General features: G+C 44.5%; 18 protein-coding genes and 1 tRNA gene. 2 read left to right on the top strand and 17 right to left on the bottom strand.

Annotated elements, in window-relative coordinates; translation table 11 throughout:
* Positions 1 to 47: 47 nt before the first annotated feature.
* From nusB to uvrA, 5 genes are all read right to left on the bottom strand, one after another.
* A complete protein-coding gene (gene nusB, locus PXH68_RS01570; protein WP_248027242.1) occupies positions 48 to 470 on the bottom strand; it encodes a transcription antitermination factor NusB in 423 nt (140 codons plus the stop codon).
* Positions 460 to 852: an Asp23/Gls24 family envelope stress response protein gene (locus PXH68_RS01565; RefSeq protein ID WP_158455757.1), complete on the bottom strand. Its 393-nt coding sequence runs from the start codon at positions 850 to 852 to the stop codon at positions 460 to 462. Before PXH68_RS01565 ends, nusB begins: the two co-directional genes overlap by 11 nt.
* A gap of 22 nt (positions 853 to 874) precedes the next feature.
* On the bottom strand, positions 875 to 1,432 hold the full coding sequence (gene efp / locus PXH68_RS01560) for an elongation factor P (protein WP_002942436.1): 558 nt from the start codon (positions 1,430 to 1,432) through the stop codon (positions 875 to 877).
* A gap of 63 nt (positions 1,433 to 1,495) precedes the next feature.
* Positions 1,496 to 2,557 (bottom strand): M24 family metallopeptidase, encoded by a 1,062-nt coding sequence (locus tag PXH68_RS01555; protein WP_248027244.1) that lies wholly within the window; start codon positions 2,555 to 2,557, stop codon positions 1,496 to 1,498.
* A gap of 104 nt (positions 2,558 to 2,661) precedes the next feature.
* On the bottom strand, positions 2,662 to 5,487 hold the full coding sequence (gene uvrA, locus PXH68_RS01550; protein WP_248027246.1) for an excinuclease ABC subunit UvrA: 2,826 nt from the start codon (positions 5,485 to 5,487) through the stop codon (positions 2,662 to 2,664).
* A gap of 1,087 nt (positions 5,488 to 6,574) precedes the next feature.
* On the opposite strand from uvrA, the gene PXH68_RS01545 reads away from it, so the two are divergent.
* Together PXH68_RS01545 and PXH68_RS01540 are read left to right on the top strand one after the other, a co-directional pair.
* Positions 6,575 to 7,519: a magnesium transporter CorA family protein gene (locus PXH68_RS01545; protein ID WP_105109663.1), complete on the top strand. Its 945-nt coding sequence runs from the start codon at positions 6,575 to 6,577 to the stop codon at positions 7,517 to 7,519.
* Between the two features lie 14 nt (positions 7,520 to 7,533).
* Positions 7,534 to 8,196, top strand: coding sequence for a DUF1129 domain-containing protein (locus PXH68_RS01540; RefSeq protein WP_205031398.1), 663 nt, complete (start codon positions 7,534 to 7,536; stop codon positions 8,194 to 8,196).
* A 481-nt stretch (positions 8,197 to 8,677) separates the two neighbouring features.
* Here the strand turns inward: PXH68_RS01540 and rpsR are convergent, their stop codons facing one another.
* From rpsR to PXH68_RS01480, 12 genes are all read right to left on the bottom strand, one after another.
* Positions 8,678 to 8,917 carry a 30S ribosomal protein S18 gene (gene rpsR / locus PXH68_RS01535; RefSeq protein ID WP_002939250.1) on the bottom strand — a complete coding sequence of 80 codons (240 nt, stop codon included), beginning with the start codon at positions 8,915 to 8,917 and terminating at the stop codon, positions 8,678 to 8,680.
* A gap of 33 nt (positions 8,918 to 8,950) precedes the next feature.
* A complete protein-coding gene (locus PXH68_RS01530; RefSeq protein WP_248027248.1) occupies positions 8,951 to 9,451 on the bottom strand; it encodes a single-stranded DNA-binding protein in 501 nt (166 codons plus the stop codon).
* An 11-nt stretch (positions 9,452 to 9,462) separates the two neighbouring features.
* A complete protein-coding gene (gene rpsF, locus PXH68_RS01525) occupies positions 9,463 to 9,753 on the bottom strand; it encodes a 30S ribosomal protein S6 (RefSeq protein ID WP_024418487.1) in 291 nt (96 codons plus the stop codon).
* A gap of 116 nt (positions 9,754 to 9,869) precedes the next feature.
* Entirely contained in the window at positions 9,870 to 13,832 is a 3,963-nt protein-coding gene (locus PXH68_RS01520) for a sialidase domain-containing protein (protein ID WP_248027249.1), read from the bottom strand.
* 175 nt (positions 13,833 to 14,007) lie between these two features.
* A complete protein-coding gene (locus PXH68_RS01515) occupies positions 14,008 to 17,862 on the bottom strand; it encodes a sialidase domain-containing protein (protein WP_248027251.1) in 3,855 nt (1,284 codons plus the stop codon).
* A gap of 148 nt (positions 17,863 to 18,010) precedes the next feature.
* The gene (locus tag PXH68_RS01510; protein ID WP_205031023.1) at positions 18,011 to 19,675 is read right to left on the bottom strand and encodes a DAK2 domain-containing protein; all 1,665 of its coding nucleotides are present in this window, start codon (positions 19,673 to 19,675) and stop codon (positions 18,011 to 18,013) included.
* Positions 19,676 to 19,677: 2 nt separating this feature from the next.
* On the bottom strand, positions 19,678 to 20,043 hold the full coding sequence (locus tag PXH68_RS01505; RefSeq protein ID WP_158455781.1) for an Asp23/Gls24 family envelope stress response protein: 366 nt from the start codon (positions 20,041 to 20,043) through the stop codon (positions 19,678 to 19,680).
* A 145-nt stretch (positions 20,044 to 20,188) separates the two neighbouring features.
* Positions 20,189 to 20,377, bottom strand: a complete 189-nt coding sequence (rpmB, locus tag PXH68_RS01500) for a 50S ribosomal protein L28 (protein WP_001140948.1) — start codon at positions 20,375 to 20,377, stop codon at positions 20,189 to 20,191.
* A gap of 313 nt (positions 20,378 to 20,690) precedes the next feature.
* Positions 20,691 to 21,572, bottom strand: a complete 882-nt coding sequence (locus tag PXH68_RS01495) for a class II fructose-bisphosphate aldolase (RefSeq protein WP_105111306.1) — start codon at positions 21,570 to 21,572, stop codon at positions 20,691 to 20,693.
* A 162-nt stretch (positions 21,573 to 21,734) separates the two neighbouring features.
* Positions 21,735 to 21,820 (bottom strand) — tRNA-Leu (locus tag PXH68_RS01490).
* 72 nt (positions 21,821 to 21,892) lie between these two features.
* On the bottom strand, positions 21,893 to 23,461 hold the full coding sequence (locus PXH68_RS01485; protein ID WP_248027253.1) for an ATP-binding cassette domain-containing protein: 1,569 nt from the start codon (positions 23,459 to 23,461) through the stop codon (positions 21,893 to 21,895).
* Between the two features lie 148 nt (positions 23,462 to 23,609).
* On the bottom strand, positions 23,610 to 25,217 hold the full coding sequence (locus tag PXH68_RS01480) for a CTP synthase (RefSeq protein WP_248027254.1): 1,608 nt from the start codon (positions 25,215 to 25,217) through the stop codon (positions 23,610 to 23,612).
* Positions 25,218 to 25,226 lie beyond the last annotated feature (9 nt).

The raw sequence follows: 25,226 nt of genomic DNA, 5'->3' as shown, positions 1-25,226 counted from the left end.
CTTGGCACATAAACCAAGTCTTATTCTTTTTCGTTACCCATCTGAAGTTAGGCTTCTTCTTTGATAAAGGGACTGAGGACACCGTTGACAAATTTTGCAGATGCTTGATCCGAAAATTGCTTAGCAAATTCAACTGCTTCATTGACTGCAACCTTGGCTGGTGTTTCTTCGAAATACAAGATTTCAAACAAGCCCAAACGTAAGATGCTTTTATCAATCAAGGTCAAACGATCCAAGGTCCAACCTGCTTTCAAGCGAGTGGATAATTCCTTGTCCAACTCCTCCTGATGGCTGGCAACACCTGTTACCAAATTGAGCAAGAAGAGAGGAATTTCGACCCCTTCTGTCTCTTCTTCCTCGTCATAAACGTAAGAAAATTGAGCCGCCTGAACAGGGTCCTGCCCAAATTCCACCGAAACAATGGCCTGCAAGGCACACTGGCGTAAGTAATGTCTTGAATTATTCTTCATCCAAAAAATCCTCTCCAAACAAGTCTTTCAAGGCTGGCTTGGGAGTCTTGTCGGGAACAATCCCATCAACGTGAATATTAACCGCTGCCACTGTTACTTCTGCATAGTTACGGATAGCTGTTTTGACTGCACGTTGAATATCCATTGAAACAGCTGGAACATTTACTCCATATTCAAGATAAACGTAAATATCTGCTGTCAAGATACCCTCATCATCTGATTGCAGATAAACACCTCTGTTTAAGGCTGATTTTGAGAGGCTATCTGCCACGCGTTTGTTATGCAGAGAGTGAACCCCTTCCACCTTAGCCGCAGCGATTCCTGTAATAACTTCTAGCACGCGCGGTGCAATAATGATTTCGCCTTGATGTTCTTTTGTCATGGGCTCTCCTTTCTAGTCGCTATTAAGCACGAGAAACGTAAGTTCCTTCTGCTGTGTTAATCACCAATTTTTGACCTGCTTCGATAAAGTCTGGTACGTTAACAACCAAACCAGTCTCCATTGTAGCCGGCTTACCTGAACCTGTTACAGTCGCACCTTTGATAGATGGTTGTGTTTCTGCAACGACCAATTCAACAGTTGTTGGTACAGTAACACCAATCACCTCTGTTCCATAGAACTGGATTTTCACATCTGAGTTTTCCAAGATGTAGAGCAATTCTTCTTTGATAGTTGCAACTGGAATTTCATACTGGTCGTAAGTCTCAGTATTCATGAAATAAGCAGTGTCATCCATTTGGTAAAGGTATTGGGCTGGAACAGTTTCGATGATAGCTTGTTCAAATTTCTCATCTGGACGGTAAGTTGTATCAAAAGTTGAACCTGTACGCACATCACGCAATTTCATACGCATAATCGTGTTACCCTTACCTGGTTTGTGGTGGCTTGCATCCAAAACCTTAATCAATTTTCCTTCGGCTTCGAAGGTCATACCTGCTCTAAGTTTACTAGCTTCAATCATTGTAATGACTACCTCTTAAAATTTTATTTATTCGTTTTATTTTACCACAAACTAACAGATTTCTCAAATGACAATCAACTCTTTTGGTGCCAATGTCAAAACCTTACAGCCCGTTTCCGTAATCAACAAGTCATCTTCGATACGCACACCGTATTTGCCTTCAAGATAAATACCCGGCTCATCGGTCAGGACCATGCCCGCCTGAATCGTATCCGTTGCTGTTCGGCTAAAGTAAGGATATTCGTGAACATCCAAGCCCATGCCATGCCCAATACCGTGGGTAAAGTAAGGGCCAAAGCCAGCCTGCTCGATGACGCGACGTGGTACCCCGTCAAACTCCTTATATTCCATTCCCGCTTTGGCAGTCGCAATCAAGGCCTTGTTGGCCGCTAGAACAGTTTCGTAAATCTCCCGCTCCTCATCGCTCACCGACCCAACATAAATCGTCCGCGTCATATCGCTGACATAATGGTCATACAAACAGCCAAAGTCCAGCGTCAAAGCCTCACCTGCCTCAATCACTTTATTTGAAGCACGTCCGTGAGGCATAGCAGAGCGGTAACCCGATGCAGCAATGGTATCAAAAGACACCCCTTCTGCCCCCATTTCTCGCATACGAAAATCCAAGAAATTAGCCACCTCAATCTCTGTTTTACCCGGTTTGATAAAGTCCAAGGCATCAATAAAAGCCTGGTCTGAAATCTGACAAGCACGCTGAATGGTAGCAATCTCTGCCGCATCCTTGATCATCCGCAGGTCTGCAATCAGATTGGTCGTCGGTCTGAGAGCGATTCCTGCAAAGACAGCTTCCATAGATTTGAAATAGGCTACCGAAATCTCATCCTCAAAGGCCACTTCCTTGATGCCCATATCCTTAACCAAGCCAGCTGCCGTTCCCAAATCATCCCGATTGGAAATGACTTCAAAGTCTTTGACAACAGATTGGGCGTAGGTGATATAACGGTCATCTGTAATCAAGACCTGGCGGTTGGCTGTGATGAGCGCCACTCCTGCCGACCCCCAGAAACCTGTCAAATAATAGACATTTTTCAAATTGGTCACATAGATAGCCTCTATCGACTGTTCTGCCATTTTCCCACGAAGTTTTTCAATTCGCTTTTGCATAACCTACCTCCAAAGATTTTGTACCTATTATAGCATTATAGCAGAAATGCGGACAAATACCAATTCTTTCCAGCAGCACAATAAAAAGCCGTAAGAGCGACTTTTTACTTCAACTTCATTTTCAAATACTGGCCTGTAAAGCTGGCGGGGTTCTCCGCTACTTCTTCTGGCGTTCCTGTCGCGACAACGGTACCGCCACCGACACCGCCTTCAGGCCCCATGTCGATAATATGGTCTGCTGTCTTGATGACATCCAGATTGTGCTCGATGACAAGGACAGTATTGCCGTCATCGACAAAGCGGGCCAAGACCTTGAGCAACTGGGCAATATCCTCAGTATGTAGGCCAGTCGTAGGCTCGTCTAAGATATACAAAGACTTACCAGTTGACCGCTTGTGGAGTTCAGAAGCCAATTTCATCCGCTGAGCCTCACCACCTGACAGGGTTGTTGCAGGTTGTCCAAGAGTAACATAACCCAAGCCCACATCTTGGATGGTGCGGAGCTTGCGTTCGATTTTTGGAATGTGCTTGAAGAACTCGACCGCATCATTGACCGTCATATCAAGGACCTGAGCGATATTTTTCTCCTTGTAGTGTACTTCCAAGGTTTCAGAATTGTAGCGATGTCCATGACAGACTTCACACGGAACAAAGACATCAGGCAGGAAGTGCATTTCAATCTTAATAATCCCGTCACCAGAGCAGGCTTCACAACGACCACCTTTGACGTTAAAGGAGAAACGACCTTTCTTGTAGCCACGGATTTTGGCTTCATTTGTCTGGGCAAAGAGGTCACGAATATCGTCAAAGACACCTGTGTAGGTGGCTGGGTTGGAACGCGGTGTCCGTCCAATCGGGCTTTGGTCAATATCAATCAGACGGTCCAAGTGTTCAATTCCTGAAATGGACTTGAACTTGCCGGGCTTGTCCGAATTGCGATTGAGTTTCTGAGCAATAGCTTTTTTCAAAATGGAGTTGACCAGAGTTGACTTACCAGAGCCAGACACCCCTGTCACCGCAACAAATTTTCCGAGTGGAAAACGGACCGTTACATCTTGCAGATTGTTTTCCTTGGCACCTGTTACCTCCAAGAAACGACCATTTCCGACACGGCGGTCTAGAGGAACAGGAATTTCACGTTTGCCAGATAGATACTGTCCTGTAATGGATTTCTTGTTTTTGGCAACTTGGGCAGGCGTTCCAGAAGCCACGATTTCTCCACCAAAGACACCCGCACCTGGACCGATGTCAATCAACCAGTCCGCCTCACGCATGGTATCCTCATCATGCTCCACCACAATCAAGGTATTTCCCAAATCACGCATTTTCTTAAGACTGGCAATCAGGCGGTCATTGTCCCGCTGGTGCAAACCAATCGATGGCTCATCCAAGATGTAAAGAACACCAGACAGGTTAGAGCCAATCTGAGTCGCCAGACGAATCCGCTGACTCTCACCACCAGAAAGGGTTCCTGCTGCTCGTGAAAGAGTCAGATAGTTGAGACCAACGTTATTAAGGAAGGATAGGCGGTCCTTGATTTCCTTGACAATCGGTGTCGCAATGGTTGCTTCATTTTCAGACAAGGTCAGATTTTCAATGACTTCCAGATGATCTGCTACGGACAAGTCAGACAACTGCCCGATATGAAGTCCTTGCTCGCCACCAACTTTAACAGAAAGAGCTTGGTCATTGAGGCGATAGCCGTGGCAGGTCCCACAGGTCAATTCATTCATATAGGCCTTCATGACCGTCCGCGTGTAATCACTATTGGTTTCACGATAGCGGCGGTTGATGTTGGTAATCAAGCCTTCAAATGGAATGTCAATATCACGCACCCCACCGAACTCATTTTCATAATGGAAATGGAATTCTTTTCCGTCAGAACCATTGAAAATCAGGTTCTTCTCCTCTTCCGTCAATTCCTCGAAAGGCTTGTCCATGTCCACACCAAAATGGTTCATAGCTTGCTCCAGCATCTGAGGATAATAGTTGGAAGAGATTGGATTCCAAGGAGCCAAAGCACCCTCACGCAAGGTCTTGCTGGCATCTGGGACAATCAAATCTGTATCCACTTCCAGCTTCATGCCCAAACCGTCACAGTCGCTACAAGACCCAAAAGGAGCATTGAAAGAGAAGAGGCGAGGCTCCAACTCAGGCACCGTAAAGCCACAAACTGGACAGGCGTAGTACTCAGAGAAAAGCAGTTCCTTCTCATCCATGGTATCGATGATGACATAGCCGTCCGCAATCCGCAGGGCCGCCTCAATGGAGTCAAAAAGTCGCGAACGAATGCCTTTTTTGATGACAATCCGATCGACCACGACTTCAATGTTGTGTGCCTTACTCTTGGACAACTCAGGCACTTCCGACACATCATAGACATCACCATTGACCCGGACCCGAACGTAGCCGTCCTTCTGCACTTTCTCAAAAATGGTCTTGTGCTGCCCCTTTTTCTTCCGCACAATCGGAGCTAGAATCTGCAGCCGCTGGCGTTCTGGCAATTCCAAGACCTCATCGACGATCTGTTCCACCGAAGAAGCTGCAATCGCCCCGTGCCCATTGATACAGTAAGGCACTCCAACACGCGCATAGAGTAAACGGAGATAATCATTGATTTCCGTTGCCGTTCCAACCGTCGAACGCGGGTTACGCGAGGTTGTTTTTTGGTCTATGGAAATAGCAGGGCTGAGACCCTCTATGGAATCCACATCAGGCTTGTCCATGTTGCCCAAGAACTGACGAGCATAGGCAGACAAAGACTCTACGTAACGGCGTTGACCTTCGGCATACAAGGTATCAAAAGCCAAACTCGACTTACCAGACCCCGACAAACCAGTCACCACCACCAACTTCTCACGCGGAATGGTCACATCAATATTTTTTAAATTATGGGCACGCGCCCCATGAATCACAATATTTTCTTGCATAATTTAAGATACAAAGGACGTCAAATGCACAGTCAAAATAGGCGGTAAGTCCGAAATCTGTGATTTCGAAGACGCACCCCCGTCAAGACAACTAGCGCTTTCACAGGTTGAAAACCGAAGAAAGCACAGATGTCTACGACGCAGAAGCCAGTTTCCATGCTGAAACATGAAGAAACTAGCACTTTTTGACACCGCATTTAGCCCGTGTTCAATTCCTTTCTGATATAAGTACGTTCACAAGATAACTGGTGACAGTCGATTAACTCCGCGTCACCAGACGAAACTGCCTATGGGCAATTTCTATATCTTGTATTAGCTCGATTTTCAAAAAATATCGTTTTGAAAATCTCACGTCAAGAAACCGTATAAAACTCGACGATTTTAGCACGCATTCAAATCCTTTCTAAAAATACAAAGCCCGTAAAACGCAAGGCGAAAATAGGCGGTAAGTCCGAAATCTGTGATTTCGAAGACGCACCCCTGTCAAGACAACTAGTGCTTTCACAGATTGAAAACAGAAGAAAGCACAGATGTCTACGACGCAGAAGCCGGTCTCCATGCTGAAACATGAGGCAACTAGTACTTTTTCACACCGCATTTAGCCCGTGTTCAATTCCTTTCTGATATAAGTGCGTTCACAAGATAACTGGTGACGGTCGATTAACTCCGCGTCACCAGACGAAACTGCCTATGGGCAATTCCTATATCTTGTATTAGCTCGATTTTCAAAAAATATCGTTTTGAAAATCTCACGTCAAGAAACCGTATAAAACTCGACGCTTTTAGCACGCATTCAAATCCTTTCTAAAGATACAGAGGACGTTGTAACAGTTTTGGAGACTGTTACAATCGGGAAATAGGGAAAACGCAGTTTTCCTCATTACACCAACATCATTAGCCCGTGTTCAATTCCTTACTTAAGAGGCTCTAAGCTGTAACATGAGAGATTAGAAAAAGACCGTACAACTTACTCACTTCAAAGTCTCCATATTATAACACAAATTTGCAGAAAACCTTTCCGCAACGGCATATTTTTTGGTATAATAAAGGTTGCGTCAACGCAACAAAGCACAAAGGAGGGCATCATATGAAACAGATTTTTCTATCTACTATGACAGAATTAGAAGAAATCCAAACCTTTGAACCAGGAGCTTGGATTAATTTGGTCAACCCCTCCCAGAGCGAGTCTATGGAAGTGGCTGAGCACTATAAAATTGACATCGCCGACCTACGAGCACCTCTCGATGCGGAAGAGTCATCTCGTATCACCGTCGAAGATGATTACACACTGATCCTGGTCGACGTCCCTATTCTTGAAGAGCGAAACAACAAAACTTATTATATTACAATTCCCTTGGGAATCATCTTGACCGCAGATGCCATTATCACCACTTGCTTGGAACCTCTGCCTCTCTTTGATCAATTTATCCATCGGAGACTGCGCAATTTCTATACTTTTATGCGGTCACGTTTTGTTTTCCAAATTTTGTACCGCAATGCCCAACTCTACTTGTCAGCCCTACGGACCATCGACAGAAAGAGTGAAGAAATCGAAAAACAACTCCATGAAGCAACTCGTAACGAAGAATTAATCGTCCTCATGGAATTGGAAAAAACAATCGTCTATTTCAAGGCTTCCCTCAAAACCAATGAACGGTTGGTCAAAAAGTTGGCTAGTTCTTCTCGTCTCCTTCGTAAATACGAAGAGGACGAAGATTTGCTGGAAGACACCTTGGTCGAAACACAACAGGCAATCGAGATGGCAGATATCTATGGTTCCATCCTGAATTCGATGACCCATGCTTTCGCATCCATCATTTCCAACAACCAGAATACCATCATGAAAACCTTGGCTTTGGTGACCATTGTTCTATCAATCCCAACCATGGTCTTCTCCGCCTATGGCATGAACTTCAAGGATAATGTCATCCCTTTCAATGACATCCCATATGCTTTCTGGTGGATTATCTTGTTTGCCTTTGCTATCAGCTTATCACTCACCTTCTACTTCATTCGTAAGAGATGGTTTTAACATAGGAGATTATTATGACACTTTCAAACTTACCTTCATTAACGAAGAAAAACCAAGAGTTCATCCATATTGCCACCAATCAACTGATCAAGGATGGAAAGTCAGACCAAGAAATCAAGGTACTCTTGGAAGAAATTTTACCAACGATTATCGAACACCAAAAATCTGGCACTACTGCCCGCAACTTGTTTGGTCCTCCAAGCGAATGGGCCGCTAGCAAAACCAAACAAGCTCAAGAAGAAGCTGAAAAAGTAGTCTACAACGAAAACCCTTGGTTAATGTGGTTAGATTCTAGCCTTTTGATGTTAGCATTGATCGGTGCAATCAACGGCATTATGAACCTATTGGGGCAAGGAAGCCAATACGGCCTCATCACTCTCTTGGTTATCGGTTTTGGTATCGGTGCAGGTATGTACATGATGTACCACTTTGTCTATCGTGAACAAATCAAAACTGGCCAACGACCAAAACTACTCAAAGCCATCTTGTATCTGGGTTTGGCCACTCTTGCCTGGTCAGTTGTCTTCATCCTGGCTTCACTCATCCCAAGCAGCATCAACCCAACGCTACCACCACTTGCAACCTTGCTTCTTGCAGCAGCCGCTTTCGGTCTCCGTTACTGGCTCAAGCGAAAATACAATATCCGCAATGCCATGCAACCTGTACAAGTACAATAATCCAACACATCCAAAAAGGACTGGTTCTTCCAGTCCTTTTTCTCTTTCTAGATTATCGCCACTTTGGGCAATCGTCCTTCACTCAGTTCATGAACACAAGAAAAAATAGTCCATTCAATCATTGCGATTTTCACGTTTCTAGAACCCAAGCTAAAAAGACTCGTCAGGGTCTTGATTCGCCTTCTAATTTCCGAGCTCATGAAAAAACAGTCCATTCTCCCGTTGCACTTCTCATATTTCTAGAGTGCAAGAAAAAATCGCCACCAACGGGCGATTGCGCCTTTCCAGTTTCTAGAGCCCAAGCTAAAAAGTCTCGTCAGGGTCTTGATTCGCTTTCTTAATTTCTAGCCCATGAAAAAACAGTCCATACTGTTCTTGCGCTTTTCGCGTTTCTAGAGCACAAGAAAAAATGGTCCACTGGACCATTACTCGCTTTCTTAATTTCGAGCTCATGAAAAAACAACCCGTCAGGGTTGTTTTTTTAATCTTCGTTTACGAATGGTAGAAGTGCCATAACGCGAGCACGTTTGATAGCTGTTGTTACTTTACGTTGGTTTTTAGCTGAAGTTCCAGTTACACGACGTGGAAGGATTTTTCCACGTTCTGAGATGAAACGGCTAAGAAGCTCAGTATCTTTGTAATCAACATATTCAATTTTGTTAGCTGCGATATAGTCAACTTTTTTACGGCGTTTGAAACCGCCACGACGTTGTTGAGCCATGTGTTAATTCTCCTTTATAGTTTATTCGTCGACCTAGAATGGTAGGTCATCATCTGAAATATCCATTGGATTACTTGAACCGAATGGACTTTCTTCACGCGCAAAGTTTGGCGTCGATTGTGCAGGCGCTTGGTAGGATGAACCAAAATCACTTCCACCAGCAAACGAGTTGCCTGGGTTTGATTGATAAGCTCCACCTTGTCCTTCACGGGCAGTACGGCTTTCCAAGAGTTGGAAACTTTCTGCAACCACCTCAGTCACATAGACACGTTGCCCTTGTTGGTTATCGTAGCTACGGGTCTGAATTCGACCTGTAACCCCAATCAGAGCACCTTTTTTAGCCCAATTTGCTAAGTTTTCAGCTTGTTGGCGCCAAATGACTACGTTGATAAAATCCGCTTCACGCTCACCGCTTTGATTTTTAAAATTACGGTTAACCGCAAGTGTAAAAGTCGCAACAGCCTGGTTTGACGGAGTGTAACGAAGTTCTGCATCACGGGTCATGCGACCGACCAATACTACATTATTTATCATAAAGTACCTTCTTACGCGTCAAGTTTGACAATCATGTGACGAAGAATGTCGCCGTTGATTTTTGACAAACGGTCAAACTCTTTAAGAGCTTCGTCGTTGCTTGCTTCAACGTTAACGATGTGGTACAAACCTTCGCGGAAATCTTTGATTTCGTATGCAAGGCGACGTTTTTCCCATGCTTTTGATTCAACGATTGTTGCACCGTTGTCTGTCAAGATAGAGTCAAAGCGTGCTACCAAAGCGTTTTTAGCTTCTTCTTCAATGTTTGGACGAATAATGTAAAGAATTTCGTATTTAGCCATTGATATGTTCCTCCTTTTGGTCTAATGACTCATGGTCTAGCCACGAGTAAGTGAGGGTTTCTCACAAGATACTATTATAGCACATTCTTGATTTTTTGCAAGAGATTTCTCTCTTTTTATCCTAATCGTTTGCGGCGCTCTACTAGGCTACCCAAAACACCAATTCCTGCTAGCGTCCATACTAAGCCTAAGTCCGCACCTGTATTTGGAAGTGTCTTGGCTTTTTCTTGAACTACTGGTTTACTTGCTGCTGGTTGAGAAACCTGTTTTTCCCCTGCTACTTGTAGTAGGGATGGATCAAGGATCGGTAAGTGATGGCTGACAAGATCTGCTGGTACCAAACCACCATCAAATACTGGCAAGGCATGAGTCAGATTTTCATTAAGGCTAATGCCACCATCAAAGGCCGGTAACTCATGAAGTAGCTTCTCATTGAGGCTAATGCCACCATCAAACATCGCTAATTCATGGGTCACAGATGCTCCTTTGGCAGTCACGATTTCTTCAGAAACCTCTGAAGAGCTTATCGGATCCGCTGGTTGTTCAACTCCACCGATTACTTCAGGACGTGATTCTGGTCTTGAAAGCGGGTAGACAAGTGCTACTTGGCCCAATTGCTCTGTCAGTACTAAAATTCTCTCCGTTTGCTGACCAGCAATCGTAACTGGTGATTCTGTCAGATCTAGTTCGGTTACTGCATTATTTTCTCGCAAAAGCAGGGCTTGCAATGGTAGCTTGTCTCCTGCTTTTGGCAACAGCAACAAGGCTGGCGCGGTCAGAATGATGGCTTCATCGGAAGCAGAAAGAAGCTGAATAGAATACACCTTGTGTTCCTTGCCTGTTAGGCTCGAATGGCTACTACTGATTTCTTGCACCGACAAATGGTAGTCCGCTGGTACTTCCTCTTCTAGCTGCAACAATACGCCAGTTGTCGAATCGTGGAACTCGCTGCGCATCGCTACCTGCGGTTTTTCCTCAGGAATATCCACCATTTCAAACAACTGAACCTCTCTCACCGTCCACATCCGATTGTCCTTGGTAGTCGCATTGGTATGGGCTTCGAGGGGAATAAATTCTACACGGTCAGCCTGAACACCTTGGTTAAAGCGGAAAGCAATTTCAGCAGTCGCAAATTCAACCGACTGTTCACCACTGTCAAATTGCACCTGCTCTCCCAAGAAGGCTTTTACCCGATATTTGGTCATGGTACCATTACCAGGGGTTCGTTTGGTAATCACCATTGAATGCAGGCGCTTTTCTTCCGGCAAGGTTAGGGTGATGGTCTGTGGCAAACTAACAGACGGCTGTCCAGCCACCAGCCATTTCAACTCGGTCAAGCTTCCTTTGTTCCCATCCATCAGATTGGCCAAACCATTGCCTCGTGCTTCCTCAAAGACATCCTCGCCCGTGATGCGGACCTTTTTACCATTCACTTTTTGGATCAATTTCCTCGGATGTGTATCTAGGAAGGCAAGAACGTTGACAGGGAGTTTAGACACATTGACCAGTTCTCCGCTCGACAGTCCGACAATAACTTCTGACTTATCCGCTGGATCCAAACGATAGAGGAGTTTGTTAGCTTCCAACTGTGACACAAATTCCATATGATGGCCGTTTGAGAGCAGGAGATTTGGACGATTGACCGCCAAGACCGTATTATTAAAGGCCAGAGTGACATAGCCATCCTGATAGTGTTCGACTGCTGTCACACGACTTTCTGGCAAGCCATAATCTTTCTGCATCAAGTAATTCCAGTTGAAGGTTTTATAGTAGAGACTATACCAGTTTTGATCGCCCGTTTTGTGCTCGTACAAAAGACCAAACTCATCGTTACCCAAGTCTTGGATTGAGTTGTAGGCAAATTCTCCGTCTTGGATAATTTGATGTTTGAGCCAGGTCAAACTGCCGTCCGCACCGACCTCTGCCACACGGATATGACCATCCATCCGCTGTGTCCCAGGACCATTAGCATTGGACAACAAGATATATTCTTTATTGTCACGCACAATGCGAATGGCAGAAAGTTGAACATAGGGATCCGGTACTTCATCCAAGACCTCTAAATCGCTCTGCCAGGTCACCCCGCCATCCTTACTGGTTGCCACACGAATCTTTTTCGCCTGTCCCCTCATGAACATCTTGATGTCTCCATTAGACAATTGCACGACGGTGGCTTCTGTGCCAATTTCTCCCCAGTTGTTCATGGTTTCCGAATGGATAACAGTCCCATTCGCTAAAGTACGGTTATCATTAAAGGTTTGACCAGATTTCCAGGTTGCCCCATGGTCATCCGAATACAAGACTAGGGCTGACTGAGAATTAAGAGTTGCTGTATAGTTGATGCCATAGGCAGGCACGATTAAGCGCCCCTTGTGCGGACCTGTATGCAGTACAATGCCTGTACCAGGTCCAATTCCTAGGAACATCATGTATTCTTTCTTCACCGTTGCCGTCAGGTCAACAGGTGTCGACCAAGTAAGGCCATCATCATCACTATAAGACATCCAAATATAGTTGTCCATAGTCACTTTAAATGGCACTGTAGTTTCAGTTTGGTAGTAGATATTACCGATTGGAGTCGGATTATCACCTTCGTATAAGTCACCTAGATTGGCATAGCCTGGACTCTTGTCATTGACATTGACACGGTAATTGGTTGCTTGGCCTTCAGGTGAGTAAACAACTCCATTTTCTCGGACAGTATAAGGGGCAGTTTCTGTGGCACTATACAGATTGAGATAGTATTTGCCATCAATCAAACTGTGCTCTGCTTTTCTACCAGTGAGCTTAGAGCGATCCATCACCGCCTTACCTTCAGGAAACATATCATACAAGGCAAAGATGCGCTTGGTTGTCGGGTCCTGAATCAAGGCCGTATCAATGGTCATAGGAGCACCAAAATTGCGATCTCGAGCCTGAGGATTGTCCTTCAAGTCAACGATCGTTATGGTTTCACTCCAGGTTTGACCATTATCTAGACTGCGCTTCACGACTTGGGCAATGTTACCATAGTCCAAATGGTGGTCATGACGTTGGTCAGTTGCTGCAATCAAGGTTCCCTTATCAGTCTTCAGCAAGGCTGGTATCCGGAAACTCGCCACACCATTGGCAGGGTTTTTCTGATTATTTCGCCCACCTTCAAACACAGTGATTTTCTCAGATAGACGTGATTCTTCATTAAGAACATAAGGATGTTCTCGACGGATGAACAGGGCAGAGCGTCGCTGAATTTCTTCTTCTGTAAAAGCACGGTCGTAGTGCGTAAAATTACGAATATCTAGACTAGTCGCTGCCCAGACAGACCGACTGGCCCTCTTGACTTCACCCAGCTGAGCCATATTCAACTGACTAGCTGCCCGGAAAAGAGCATGCGTGGTTACGCCAGCTTGCGACTCCTTACCGTTGACATAGATTTTCACATCCACGGCATCACTATCCGCCTTCTTTTGATAGGTCAAGGCTACAGCATTCCATTCACCATTAAGGGCACGTTGGCTACCCGTATTGAGATTAATGGAAGTTTGCCCTCCTGAACCAATCCGACTTTCCAAACCGACCACACCATTATTGACAAAGAGAGCTGTATATTCATTGGCATGAGTTTGACTAGAGGTCGCAAACAGGTTGAAAAAGCCATTTGCTTGCGCCTTGTATTCCAAGTAGATGGTTCCACTCTCTGACTCCTTGATGCTATCTCGGACTTCAGGAGCCAACTCCAATCGCTTATTAGAAGCATTTAAACTGGTATTTTCCAGTTTATGAACCTCAGCCTCTTCAAATTCCCGGGCCGTTTCATCAGAAGAGACCTCTTCCAGATTTACATCTAATGAAGGGATTTGATCCGTCTCAGAGGCCTCCTCACTCACTTCAGCAGAAGTAAGATTCGGATCAGCCGAACTTGTGATTGGCTGATTAGCCGTTTCAACAGCATGGTTGGCTGTTGGCTGAACCTCTTCCGTTTCAGGCGCCGCTTCATTGGCATGAATAGTCTGCTGGCCTACCAAAAATGCCGCTAGGACCACAGACGAATAGAGAGCAAGTTGGGAAAACCGTCCAGTTCTCCGTTGTTTTTCAGGCATAGAATCCTCCTTTTATTTTTGTTGATGATTACTTTTTTAAATCGACTATATTTCAACAGTATATTAACATACAAATATATACTGGTCAAGGAATTTTGCGGAACTATTCCTCACACAAAAAAAGAACTTACCTAGACGAAACTAGGTAAGTTCTCAGTTGATTAAAAGAACAGAATTAACGAGTCTGTTTCCGGCGTTTTGCCAAGCCTGCCAAAAGACCAAGACCTGTCAAACTCAACAAAATTGCTTCTTGTGTTCCTGTATTTGGCAAAGTTTTTCCGTCTGTTGCCTTCTTCTCGTCCTTGCTTGCCGCAGGGAGGTTGACGACAACTTCTGATGCCGCTTCCTTGTCTGCAAATAGAAGTTTTGGATCCAAACTTGGTAGGAAGTGTGTCAAGTTTTCATTAAGAACCAAACCTCCCTCAAAGGCAGGTAGCTCAAAATGAGTCGCTTCACCCTTGGCTGTTACCAATTCTTCTGTTTCAACAGGTGTCGTTGGCTGCTCTTCACCACCCTCTGCTGGTGCAGGAGTTTCAACTTCTGTCACAGCTGCTGGATAAATCAAGGCAATCTTACCGAGCTGCTCTGTCAAGATTACAATGCTGTCACGGCTGACACCATCAATTTCAACAGGGGATTCTGTCACATCCAACTCAACCACTTCATTATTGTCCAAGAGGAGGAGAGCTTTGGCAGGAACCTTATCTCCCACTTTTGGAATCACAAGAATAGCTGGAGCCGTCAGGGTAACCGTTTGATCCTCAGCAGATTTGAGTTGAATATCCAAAACAGTATTGTCTGTATCTGCCACCGCTGCATGGTCACTATCAATCAGCGCAACTGCAAGGGTATGACTAGTCGCCAAGGCTTCTTCCAATTGCACCAAAACGCCGCTTCTCTCATCGCGGAATTCCATGCTTGTTTCTACTTCTGCTGGTGTAGTTGGCGTGTCAACTACTTCAAACAATTGAACTTCTCTAACTGTCCACATGCGGTTGTCTTTTGTCGTTGCATTGGTATGAGCTTCAAGCGGAATAAATTCGATGCGATCTGCTCGGACATCTTTTCCAAAACCAACCGCTACTTCAGCCGTTGCAAAATCAACAGAACGTTCACCTGAGTCAAACTGCAACTGATCACCCAAGTAGGCCTTCACTTGGTACTTAGTCATAGTACCATTACCTGGAGTCCGTTTTGAAATCACCATCGAATGAACGGTTTTTTCAGTCGGCAAGGTCAAGGTGATGGTTTGTGGAAGCGAGTAGGAGGGCTGGCCTTCAATCAACCACTTCAACTCTGTTACCGTTGACTTATCACCATCCATCAAGTTTGCCAAGCCATAGCCACGTTCATCTTCAAAGACAGCTTGACCTGTTACACGAACGGTACGGCCGTCCACTTTCTTGATCTTCTGTACAGCAGAACCATCCAGCGATTTAAAGATAGACAGTGGCAATTTTGCAATATTGGAAATGTCACCTGACACCACCGCCACAATTGATTCCTTCCGATCAGCTGGATTGATACGGAACAAGAGACGATCCGTTGCCAATTGAGAAACGAATTCGAGTTGGTTGCCATTTGTCAACAAGAGGCGAGGTTGATTAACCGCCAACACAGGCTTGCTAAAGGTAAGAGCTACATAGCCATCTTTATAGTGGTCAACTGTTGTAATCTCTGTTGTCGGCAAACCATAGTCTTCCTGAGTCAAGTACTCCCAGTTGAATTGACGATAGTAGAGACTGTAAGCATTTTGGTCTCCAGACTTGTGCTCATAAAGTAAGCCAAAGGTACCGTCTTCCAATTCCTGGATAGAGTTGTATGCAAACTCGCCATGTTGCAGAATTTGATGGTGTAACCAATTGAGGCTGCCATCTTCTCCAACTTCTGCTACACGGACATGACCATCAATCCGTTGGCGACCAGGTCCATTAGCATTGGCAAGAAGAACGTATTCTTTGCCATCACGAACCACTCGAATAGCAGACAATTGTACATAGGCATCGTGAACGTCTGTCAAGGTTTCTAAGTCATTTTGCCAAGTCGCTCCACCATCTAAGCTGGTGGCTACACGCACCTTGCCTTTCACACCCCGCATGAACATCTTCAACTGACCATTAGACAATTGAACAATCGTCGCTTCCGTACCAATTTCATTGCCATTGTTCATGGTTGACGCATGTAATACTGTTCCATCTGCAAGTGTACGGTTATCGTTAAAAGTTTCACCTGCAAACCAAGTTTCACCGTGGTCGTCTGAGTAGAAGACCATAGCAGATTGAGAGTTCAAAGCACCAGTATAGTTGATACCATAAGCTGGCACAACCAAACGCCCCTTATGAGGTCCAGCATGAAGTACAATACCAGTACCAGGTCCCAAGCCAAGGAACTTCATGTACTCTTTCTTCACACTTGCAGTAATATCACGTGGACGAGACCATGTCACACCATCGTCATCACTATAAGAGAGCCAGATATAGTTGTCCATAGCCACACGGAACATACCATTGTTTTGCGTTTGGAAATAAATATTGCCAACTGGCTCTGTACCTTCTCCCTGGTAAATATCACCGAGGTTTGCAAAGGCTGGGCTACTGTCATTCACATTTACACGATACTCTGTCGCTTGACCCTGGGCATCGTAAATGCGACCATCTTCACGAACAGTATATGGATCTGTCTCTGTACCTCGATAAAGGTTGAGGTAGGTCTTGCCGTCAATCACACTGTGTTCTGGTTTTCGATCATTTAAGTTACCAAAAAGAGCTTGACCTTCTGGGAACATATCGTAGATAGCAAAAATACGCTTAGTTGTTGGATCCTGCACCAAGGCTGTATCGATGGTTAATGGTGCACCAACATTCCGGTTTTGAGCATTTGGATTGTCCTTCAAATCGACAATCTTGATCGTATCACTCCATTGTTTCCCGTTATCTGTACTGCGTTTGATAACTTGAGCGATATTGCCCCAGTCTCCAGAATGGTCATGTCGCTGGTCACTCGCTGCAATCAAGGTTCCCTTATCTGTCTTGAGCAGGGCTGGGATTCGGAAACTCGCTACATTGTTATCAGGGTTCTTACGATTTCCACGACCGCCCTCAAACACGGTCACCTTGTCAGTCAATTCAGAACCTTCATTAAGGACATAAGGGCTGTCTTCACGAACAAAGAGAGAGGAGCGACGTGCCACTTCCTCAGCAGTCAAGGCACGATTGTAGAGTGTAAAGTTGCGAATATCTAGTTTTGTCGCAGCCCAAGCATTGGTATTTGCCCGTTTGACTTCACCCAATTGAGCATAGCTCAAAGCTGTCGCTGAGCCAAAAAGATCACTTCTAGCCGTTGCTGACTTGGACAGTTGACCATTAACATACATGTTTACATCAACTGTATTGTCCGCTGTATTTTTTTGGTAGGTAAGGGCGATCGCATTCCACTCACCATTTCCTGCCCGCTGCGTACCTGAATCAATTAGGACATTGCGTTGTCCTGCGCTACCAGTTCGACTTTCTAAACCTGCTGTGCCATTATTGACAAAGAGGGCGGTGTATTCGTCTTTATGAGTCTGACTGGAGGTCGCAAACAAGTTAAAGAAGCCGTTGGCTTGAGCATTGTACTCGACGTAGATTGTACCACTTGTCGATTCTTTGACAGAATCACGAACTTCTTCTGACAATTCCAACCGCTTGTTGCTGCTATTGAGTGCGACATTTTCCAGCTTTGTCACCTCAAGGCTAGCAAACTCATTAGCAGATTCATCTGCAGGAAGCGCTTCCAAATTTACATCTAAAGAAGGCAAGGAGGCTTCCGCAGCCTCTTCTGCGGTCGGTTCTGATACTACAGCTTCCTCACTTGGAGTAGGAGCTGGTTCAGAGGTTGGAGTAACTTCTGTCACACGTGGTGTGGTTGTTGTTTCTGCAACAATTTCATTTGCATGAACACCACGTTGACCAACTAAAAAGGTTGCCAATACAACAGATGAGTATAGAGCAACACGTGGAAAAGCATTTTTCCCTTTGAGATTCTCAGGCATATGACCCTCCTTTTTGATAATAATTGAATCACTTTGTGAAAACTACACTTTCAACAATATATTAACATATATCAAAAAGAAGAGCAAGCACTTCTCAAATGAAAATTGAAAACAAGAAAGAAAAATCCCCTCTCTCGAGGGGACCTGTTTATTCTACGCTGAAAAGATATGGGTAGACTGGTTGATTTCCTTGATGGATTTCGACCTCGACATCTTCAAATTGTTCTTCTAGCTGTTCAGCAAGAGTTTGAGCCAATTCTTCATTACCATCTTCACCGATGTATATAGTAACAATCTCGCTATCTTCATCGAGCATTTTCTCAAAGGTAGCAACAAGCGTCTCCATCATATCTGGGTTAGAAACCACAATCTTACCATCAACCATACCAAGGTTGTCATTCTCATGGATTTCAAGACCATCAATGGTTGTGTCACGGACTGCAGTCGTCACGCTACCGCTTTTCACCTCTGCGAGAGATGCCGTCATGGCTTCAAAGTTACTTTCCAAATCACGACTTGGATCAAAGGCAAGCAAACTAGTGAAACCTTGTGGCAGGGTCTTAGTTTCCACAACCTTAACCGCAACTTCCGCAACTTCTGCTGCAGTCTGAGCAGCCATCAAGATGTTCTTGTTGTTTGGCAACAAGATGACATTACGAGCATTGACCAATTCAATAGCGTTGACAAAGTCTTCTGTCGAAGGGTTCATAGTTTGACCACCAGAAATCACATAATCAACGCCTTGTGATTTGAAGATTTCTGTCAATCCCTCACCTGCCGCAACAGCAATAATGCCGTATTCTTTTTGTTCAGCCGGCTTTTGGAAACTTTCTTCCTTCTCAACCTGAGCTTCATGTTGCTCACGCATATTGTCCACTTTTACCTTGACCAAGCTACCGTATTGAAGACCCGCTTGCATGACCAAACCTGGATCTTCTGTATGGACATGGACTTTTACGATTTCATCATCGTTGACAACTAGGAGGGAATCCCCAAGGTCATTAAGATAGTTGCGGAATTCTTCATAATCAAAGTCCTTCACATAAGTAGGGCCTTGGCGAAGAGCTACCATGATTTCTGTACAGTAACCAAAGGTAATATCCTCAGTCGCTACATGACCAGCAACTGACTTGTGGTGTTCGGCATTGATCATCTCAGACATGACAGCTGGTGTCGCTTCAAAATCCTCTGACGCAATGTACTCGCCTGTCAGAGCTGACAGGAAGCCTTCGTAAATATAAACAAGACCTTGACCACCTGAATCGACAACCCCAACCTCTTTCAAGACTGGAAGCATCTCAGGTGTTTTCTTGAGGGCACGGTTGGCACCTTCTAGAGTCGCACGCATAACCTCAACCGCATCATCAGTTTCTTCTGCTTTTTTAAGAGCTGCCGTAGCTGCGCCACGAGAAACCGTCAAGATTGTCCCCTCAACTGGTTTCATTACAGCCTTATAAGCCACTTCGACACCATGTTGGAAGGCTTGCGCCAAGTCCTTACCATCCAATTCAACCTTGCCTTTGACAGACTGACCAAAACCACGGAACAATTGTGACGTAATAACACCAGAGTTTCCGCGAGCACCCATGAGCAAACCTTTTGACAAGATTTGAGCGACTTCACCAACTGTATTTGCCGGCTTATCCGCCACTTCTTTGGCACCATTTGTAATGGTCATGCCCATGTTGGTTCCAGTATCACCATCTGGTACCGGGAAGACGTTTAATGAGTTTACATATTCAGCTTGTTTATTCAATCGAGTAGATGCTGCTTGCACCATTTCTTGGAATAAACTGGTAGTAATTTTAGACACAATTATTCTCCTACGACTTTGATATTTTGGATATAGACGTTGACCGCATCAACTGCAATGCCCAATTGGTTCTCAAGGTTAAATTGAACACGCTCTTGGATATTGCGGGATACTTCACTGATTTTCACTCCATAGCTCATCACAGTGTAAACGTCCACCACGATTTGCCCTTCTTCTGTTGTTTTAATGACAACACCTTTGGAATAATTTTCCTTTCCGAGAAGGGCTTGGAAATTATCTTTAAGGGCAGATTTGCTAGCCATGCCAACGACACCGAAAATCTCAGTCGCCGCACCACCAACAACCGTTGCAATGACTTCATCTGTCAATTCAATTTGGCCATCTTTGGTATTGATCTTAACCGTCATATTTTGTTACCTCAAATAGTTTTATCACTCCATTTTACCACATTTTCAGCTTTCTGTAAAAAACAAGCTTGTGACAACGGAAGAGATAGACCAGAACACGGAAAACTGCAAGAAAAAAATGACCCTCGAGAGTCATTTCCTTCTATTAAACGCGTTCTACTTTGCCTGATTTAAGAGCACGAGCTGAAGCCCAAACTTTTTTAGGTTTACCGTCAATCAAAACAGTAACTTTTTGAAGGTTTGGTTTAACTGCGCGTTTTGTTTGGTTCATAGCGTGTGAACGGTTGTTACCTGATACAGTCTTACGACCAGTGAAATAACATACTTTAGCCATTTGTATCTTCCTCCTCATTTGATCAAATATAACGGATGTGCTAGCACCACATACCATACTATTCTAACAGAAAAGAAAGAACTTGGCAAGAATTATTTTTCTTTTTTCACACATCCAGCCCAATATCTGATTATCATTGGAAGTGTATCACTATTCCCTTCTTCAGACGACCTGCCCTTCATTGGAAATCAGATTGATTTTTCAGAAAAATCATTTCTATTTCAAAAAACAGCAAAAAAAAGGATTTTCAATCGAAAATCCTCTTTTAATTAAACTTTATTTGCTCAAAATCAGAGATTTTTTCGCAGAACAATTAAGCTTTGTTCGCTGAACCAAATACGTCGATACGCTCTTCAACAGATGCTTGGATAGCTTTTACACCGTCAGCCAAGAATTTACGTGGGTCAAAGAGTTTTTTCTTGTCGTATTCTGCTTCGTTTGCTTCATAAGCCGCCGCAAACTTACGAGTTGCGTTTGCAAATGCGATTTGGCACTCAGTGTTAACGTTAACTTTAGCAACACCCAATTTGATTGCTTCTTGGATTTGTGCATCTGGAATACCTGAACCACCGTGCAATACGATTGGGAAACCTGGTACAGCTTCAGTCAATTTACGCAAGTGGTCAAGGTCAAGACCTTCCCAGTTTTCTGGGTATGGACCGTGGATGTTACCGATACCAGCTGCCAAGAAGTCAATACCAGTCGCAACCATTGCTACTGCGTCTTCGATTGGAGCCAATTCACCAGTACCAACGATACCGTCTTCTTCACCACCGATAGTACCAACTTCAGCTTCAACTGAGATACCTTTAGCGTGTGCCAATTCTACAACTTCTTTTGCTTTTGCAAGGTTTTCTTCTACTGGAAGGTGTGAACCGTCAAACATGATAGAAGTGTAACCAACTTCGATACACTCAAGTGCATCTTCGTAGTGACCGTGGTCAAGGTGAATAGCAACTGGAACTGTGATGTTCATTGACTCGATCAAGTTAGCGATCAAGTTGCGAGCTACTTTGTAACCACCCATGTACTTAGCTGCACCCATAGAAGTTTGGATAAGAACTGGAGCTTGTTTTGCTTCTGCTGCACGCAAGATAGCTTGAGTCCACTCAAGGTTGTTTGTGTTAAATCCACCAACTGCATAACCGTTGTCACGAGCTGCTTGGACAAATTTTTCTGCTGAAACTAATGGCATTCTAAGAGCCTCCTAATATTTTTTGGGAGTCATCCCCCATACCCTCCTATTTTAACACGATTCTCAAAAAAATGCTAGCTGAAACTGTATCCATATGAGAAAATTTTCACATATCTTTCAGACACAAAAAAAAAGACTGGTTACACCAGTCTGAAAGTTCTATGCGGAGAGAGGGACTTGAACCCTCACGACCTAAAGCGGTCACAGGATCCTTAATCCTGCGCGTCTGCCAATTCCGCCATCCCCGCTGAACACTAGATAAGTATACCACGGGGTATCACCCTTGTCAACACTTTTTTTGAAAAAAAGTTCATATTTTTTTACTTTCTTCTCTCCAGCACCACCTTCTGGTCATAGTCTGCCTCACAATGCGAGCGGTGACTGATATGAATGACCGTTGTCCCCTCCAAGTCTAGCAGGGCTTGTTCCACCATGGCAAAGGTCCGATCATCTAAACCTGAAAGAGATTCATCTAGGAGCAAGACAGGTTTGTGGAGCAAGAGGGTCCGTACCAAGGCCAGGCGTTGTTGTTGCCCACCTGAAAGAGTTGATTCTGCATCAAAGAGCTCGCTTTCTAACTGCTGACGACTAGCAAATCGTTGTCCCAGTCCTACTAACTGCAACAAGACAAGAACCTCCTGCTCGTCGACCTCCCTTCCCAAACTGATATTCTCCCAGATGCTGGCATGAAAAAGTTTCACTTTTTGTGGCAGAAAGGCAAGATAAGATTGAGCCACCTCTTCTCCCAATTCCTTCAAAGGCTGCCCATTCAGATAGACTCCTTCATCACCCTGCCCCATCTGTCCCATCAGGAGGTAGGCTAAGGTCGATTTACCTACGCCGCTCTCTCCCTGAATCAGATACTTCTTCCCAGGCTCAAAGTTTAGACTCAACTCCGAAAACAGGGGAGTTCCTTCTATAGAAAAAGAAAGATTGCGCACCTGAAGAGAGGTGAAGGGGTGTTTGGTTTTTTGGGAAAAAGGCAGAGCTGGTTCCTGTTTTAAGAGCTGCTCACGTAGATTGCGAACAGAAGCCATATCCGCAATAGACGATGCAATTAAGCTAATCGGCATGGTCAATTCTAAAGAAATACTATAAATTGCCACCAAGGCTCCTACTGTCATTTGCCCTGCCAAAATCCTTTGACCTCCCAAACAGAGAATCAGAACCGTCAATAGATAGAAGAACAAACCAGATAAGACATTCAACAAGGCTGACAGAAAAGCCTTCCGGTCTTCCAGTTGATAGATTCGTTTGTATTGATCATTTGTCTTGTCAGAAAAATACTGGCTACGATCGGCATTTTTGATAATGACTAGACCTGAAAGGAGGTCATTGAGTAGAATCTGATAGGCAGCCTTCTCCTGAGAGATGGCCTCCTGAACCCTTTGCCTACTATTTTGAAAAAGGTAGGGAAGCCCAATCGGCACCAAGGTCAAAAGCAGGATTGCTATGGATACCTGACTATCCAAGCCAAAGAGAGCCAGACAGGCAAACAAGAAGGACACCACTCCTTGATAGAGGGAAAACAGGGTATCATAGTAGAGTTCCTTGACCATCTCGCTATCATTATGAATAGCCGAAACTCGTGCCGCTACTTCTGATTGCTTGAGCAAGCTCGGCCCCTGCAAAAAACGATTGACTAGAGTAGCCTGAATCTTGTAGCCAATCCTATTCAAAAACCGCTGATTGCAGACTTGACGAACAAACTCTGCCACCAGCATCAAGCATAAAATCGCAAGCAACTGCCAAATCTGTACAATAAAACCAGCTCTATCCCCACTAGTTAAACTATCTGTTACTCCTGCTATCTGGTAGTTAAAGAGCACGTTTAATCCTGCTACCAGGCTAATCGCCACTAATGTCACGATAAAATGAAGATTCCTCACCTCTTCTCCCTCCTTTTCCTAGATCACTCATTGCACATATTAAAAAGCTTAACAGAATCCACCAATTAGTCAAGCCTTGCCCATAAAAAATGAGCACCCTAAAAGGATGCTCTACTCAAAAGCGCTGGTCTACACAGTCACTCCTAATTTATTCACTTCCATTCTCAACAGCTGCTGTGACAAAAGCTGTATAGAGTCCTTCCGGACGATTTGGACGAGATTGGAGTTCTGGGTGATACTGACAGGCCACAAAGAACTTGTTCTCAGGAATTTCAACAATCTCAACCAAGCGGTTGTCTGGCGATACACCTGAGAAGACAAAACCAGCTTGTTCAAATTGCTGACGGAAGTCATTGTTAAACTCGTAACGGTGGCGGTGACGACGTTGAACAACTTCTTGATTATCATAGGCTGCAGCAGCCTTTGAACCACGTTTGAGCTTACTTGGATAGAGTCCCAGACGGAGCGTTCCGCCAAGGTCTTCTACTCCAATTTGATCGCGCATGATATCGATAATCGGATATTTGGTTTCTGGATCCAGCTCAAAACTATTGGCTCCTTCTAATCCAAGGACATGGCGAGCAAATTCCACACAGGTCAACTGCATGCCCAAGCAGACCCCTAACATAGGCACATCATTCTCACGCGCATAGCGAATGGCTTGAATTTTTCCTTCTGTACCGCGTTGACCAAAGCCACCAGGTACGATAATCCCTTGGGCTTGTCCAAGTCGATCAGCTACATTTTCTGCTGTCAGATCGTTGGCATTGACCCAATCCAACTCAATCGCAGCATCGTTGGCATAGCCAGAGTGTTTCAAGGCTTCTACAACTGAAATGTAGGCATCTTGTAATTCTACATACTTACCAACTAAAGCGATTTTTACTTTTTTCTGGAGATTAAGAACCTTGTCTACCATCGCTGTCCACTCTGTCATATCTGCTGGAGGTACGTCGAGCTTCAAGTGATCGCAAACAATTTGATCCATGTTCTGCGCCTGCATATTTAATGGGATTTGGTAAAGATGTTCGACATCCAAGGACTCAATGACCGCTTCTGGTGCCACATCACAGAACTGTGCTAGTTTATTTTTAATTCCTTGTCCAGCAGGTTGCTCTGTTCGAATTACCAACATGTTTGGCTGGATTCCGAGTCCACGCAGTTCTTTAACCGAATGCTGGGTCGGCTTGGTCTTCATTTCTCCTGCCGCCTTGAGATAAGGCAAGAGGGTGGTGTGGATATACATAACATTGTCTGAACCGACATCTGCCTTCATCTGACGAAGGGCTTCAAGGAATGGCAAGCTTTCAATATCACCTACTGTACCACCCACTTCCGTGATGATGACATCTGCATCTGTAGTACGAGCTGCACGCTTGATTTTGTCTTTCAAAGCATCTGTAATGTGTGGAATCACCTGAACCGTTGCTCCTAGGTACTCTCCCTTACGTTCTTTGCGAAGGACTTCGCTGTAAATTTTACCAGTTGTGACGTTTGAATACTTGTTGAGGTTGACGTCGATGAATCGCTCATAGTGACCAAGATCCAAGTCTGTTTCTGCACCATCATCTGTCACAAATACTTCCCCGTGTTGGTAAGGGCTCATAGTTCCTGGGTCAATGTTGATGTAGGGATCAAATTTTTGGATGGTAACTTTCAATCCTCTGTTTTTCAAGAGGCGGCCCAAACTTGCTGCCACAATCCCCTTCCCAATCGATGACACAACGCCACCTGTTACAAAAATATATTTTGTCATGCAAACTCC

It is taken from the genome of Streptococcus sp. 29896, assembly GCF_032594915.1.
Lineage (GTDB): Bacteria > Bacillota > Bacilli > Lactobacillales > Streptococcaceae > Streptococcus > Streptococcus suivaginalis.
This window is presented reverse-complemented; position numbering and strand designations above follow the sequence as displayed.

What these genes read in the sequence shown, in the direction of transcription:
- nusB (WP_248027242.1), bottom strand. Translation starts at nt 470, where the DNA reads ATGAAGAATAATTCAAGACATTACTTACGCCAGTGTGCCTTGCAGGCC.
- PXH68_RS01565 (WP_158455757.1), bottom strand. Translation starts at nt 852, where the DNA reads ATGACAAAAGAACATCAAGGCGAAATCATTATTGCACCGCGCGTGCTA.
- efp (WP_002942436.1), bottom strand. Translation starts at nt 1,432, where the DNA reads ATGATTGAAGCTAGTAAACTTAGAGCAGGTATGACCTTCGAAGCCGAA.
- PXH68_RS01555 (WP_248027244.1), bottom strand. Translation starts at nt 2,557, where the DNA reads ATGCAAAAGCGAATTGAAAAACTTCGTGGGAAAATGGCAGAACAGTCG.
- uvrA (WP_248027246.1), bottom strand. Translation starts at nt 5,487, where the DNA reads ATGCAAGAAAATATTGTGATTCATGGGGCGCGTGCCCATAATTTAAAA.
- PXH68_RS01545 (WP_105109663.1), top strand. Translation starts at nt 6,575, where the DNA reads ATGAAACAGATTTTTCTATCTACTATGACAGAATTAGAAGAAATCCAA.
- PXH68_RS01540 (WP_205031398.1), top strand. Translation starts at nt 7,534, where the DNA reads ATGACACTTTCAAACTTACCTTCATTAACGAAGAAAAACCAAGAGTTC.
- rpsR (WP_002939250.1), bottom strand. Translation starts at nt 8,917, where the DNA reads ATGGCTCAACAACGTCGTGGCGGTTTCAAACGCCGTAAAAAAGTTGAC.
- PXH68_RS01530 (WP_248027248.1), bottom strand. Translation starts at nt 9,451, where the DNA reads ATGATAAATAATGTAGTATTGGTCGGTCGCATGACCCGTGATGCAGAA.
- rpsF (WP_024418487.1), bottom strand. Translation starts at nt 9,753, where the DNA reads ATGGCTAAATACGAAATTCTTTACATTATTCGTCCAAACATTGAAGAA.
- PXH68_RS01520 (WP_248027249.1), bottom strand. Translation starts at nt 13,832, where the DNA reads ATGCCTGAAAAACAACGGAGAACTGGACGGTTTTCCCAACTTGCTCTC.
- PXH68_RS01515 (WP_248027251.1), bottom strand. Translation starts at nt 17,862, where the DNA reads ATGCCTGAGAATCTCAAAGGGAAAAATGCTTTTCCACGTGTTGCTCTA.
- PXH68_RS01505 (WP_158455781.1), bottom strand. Translation starts at nt 20,043, where the DNA reads ATGACGGTTAAGATCAATACCAAAGATGGCCAAATTGAATTGACAGAT.
- rpmB (WP_001140948.1), bottom strand. Translation starts at nt 20,377, where the DNA reads ATGGCTAAAGTATGTTATTTCACTGGTCGTAAGACTGTATCAGGTAAC.
- PXH68_RS01495 (WP_105111306.1), bottom strand. Translation starts at nt 21,572, where the DNA reads ATGCCATTAGTTTCAGCAGAAAAATTTGTCCAAGCAGCTCGTGACAAC.
- PXH68_RS01480 (WP_248027254.1), bottom strand. Translation starts at nt 25,217, where the DNA reads ATGACAAAATATATTTTTGTAACAGGTGGCGTTGTGTCATCGATTGGG.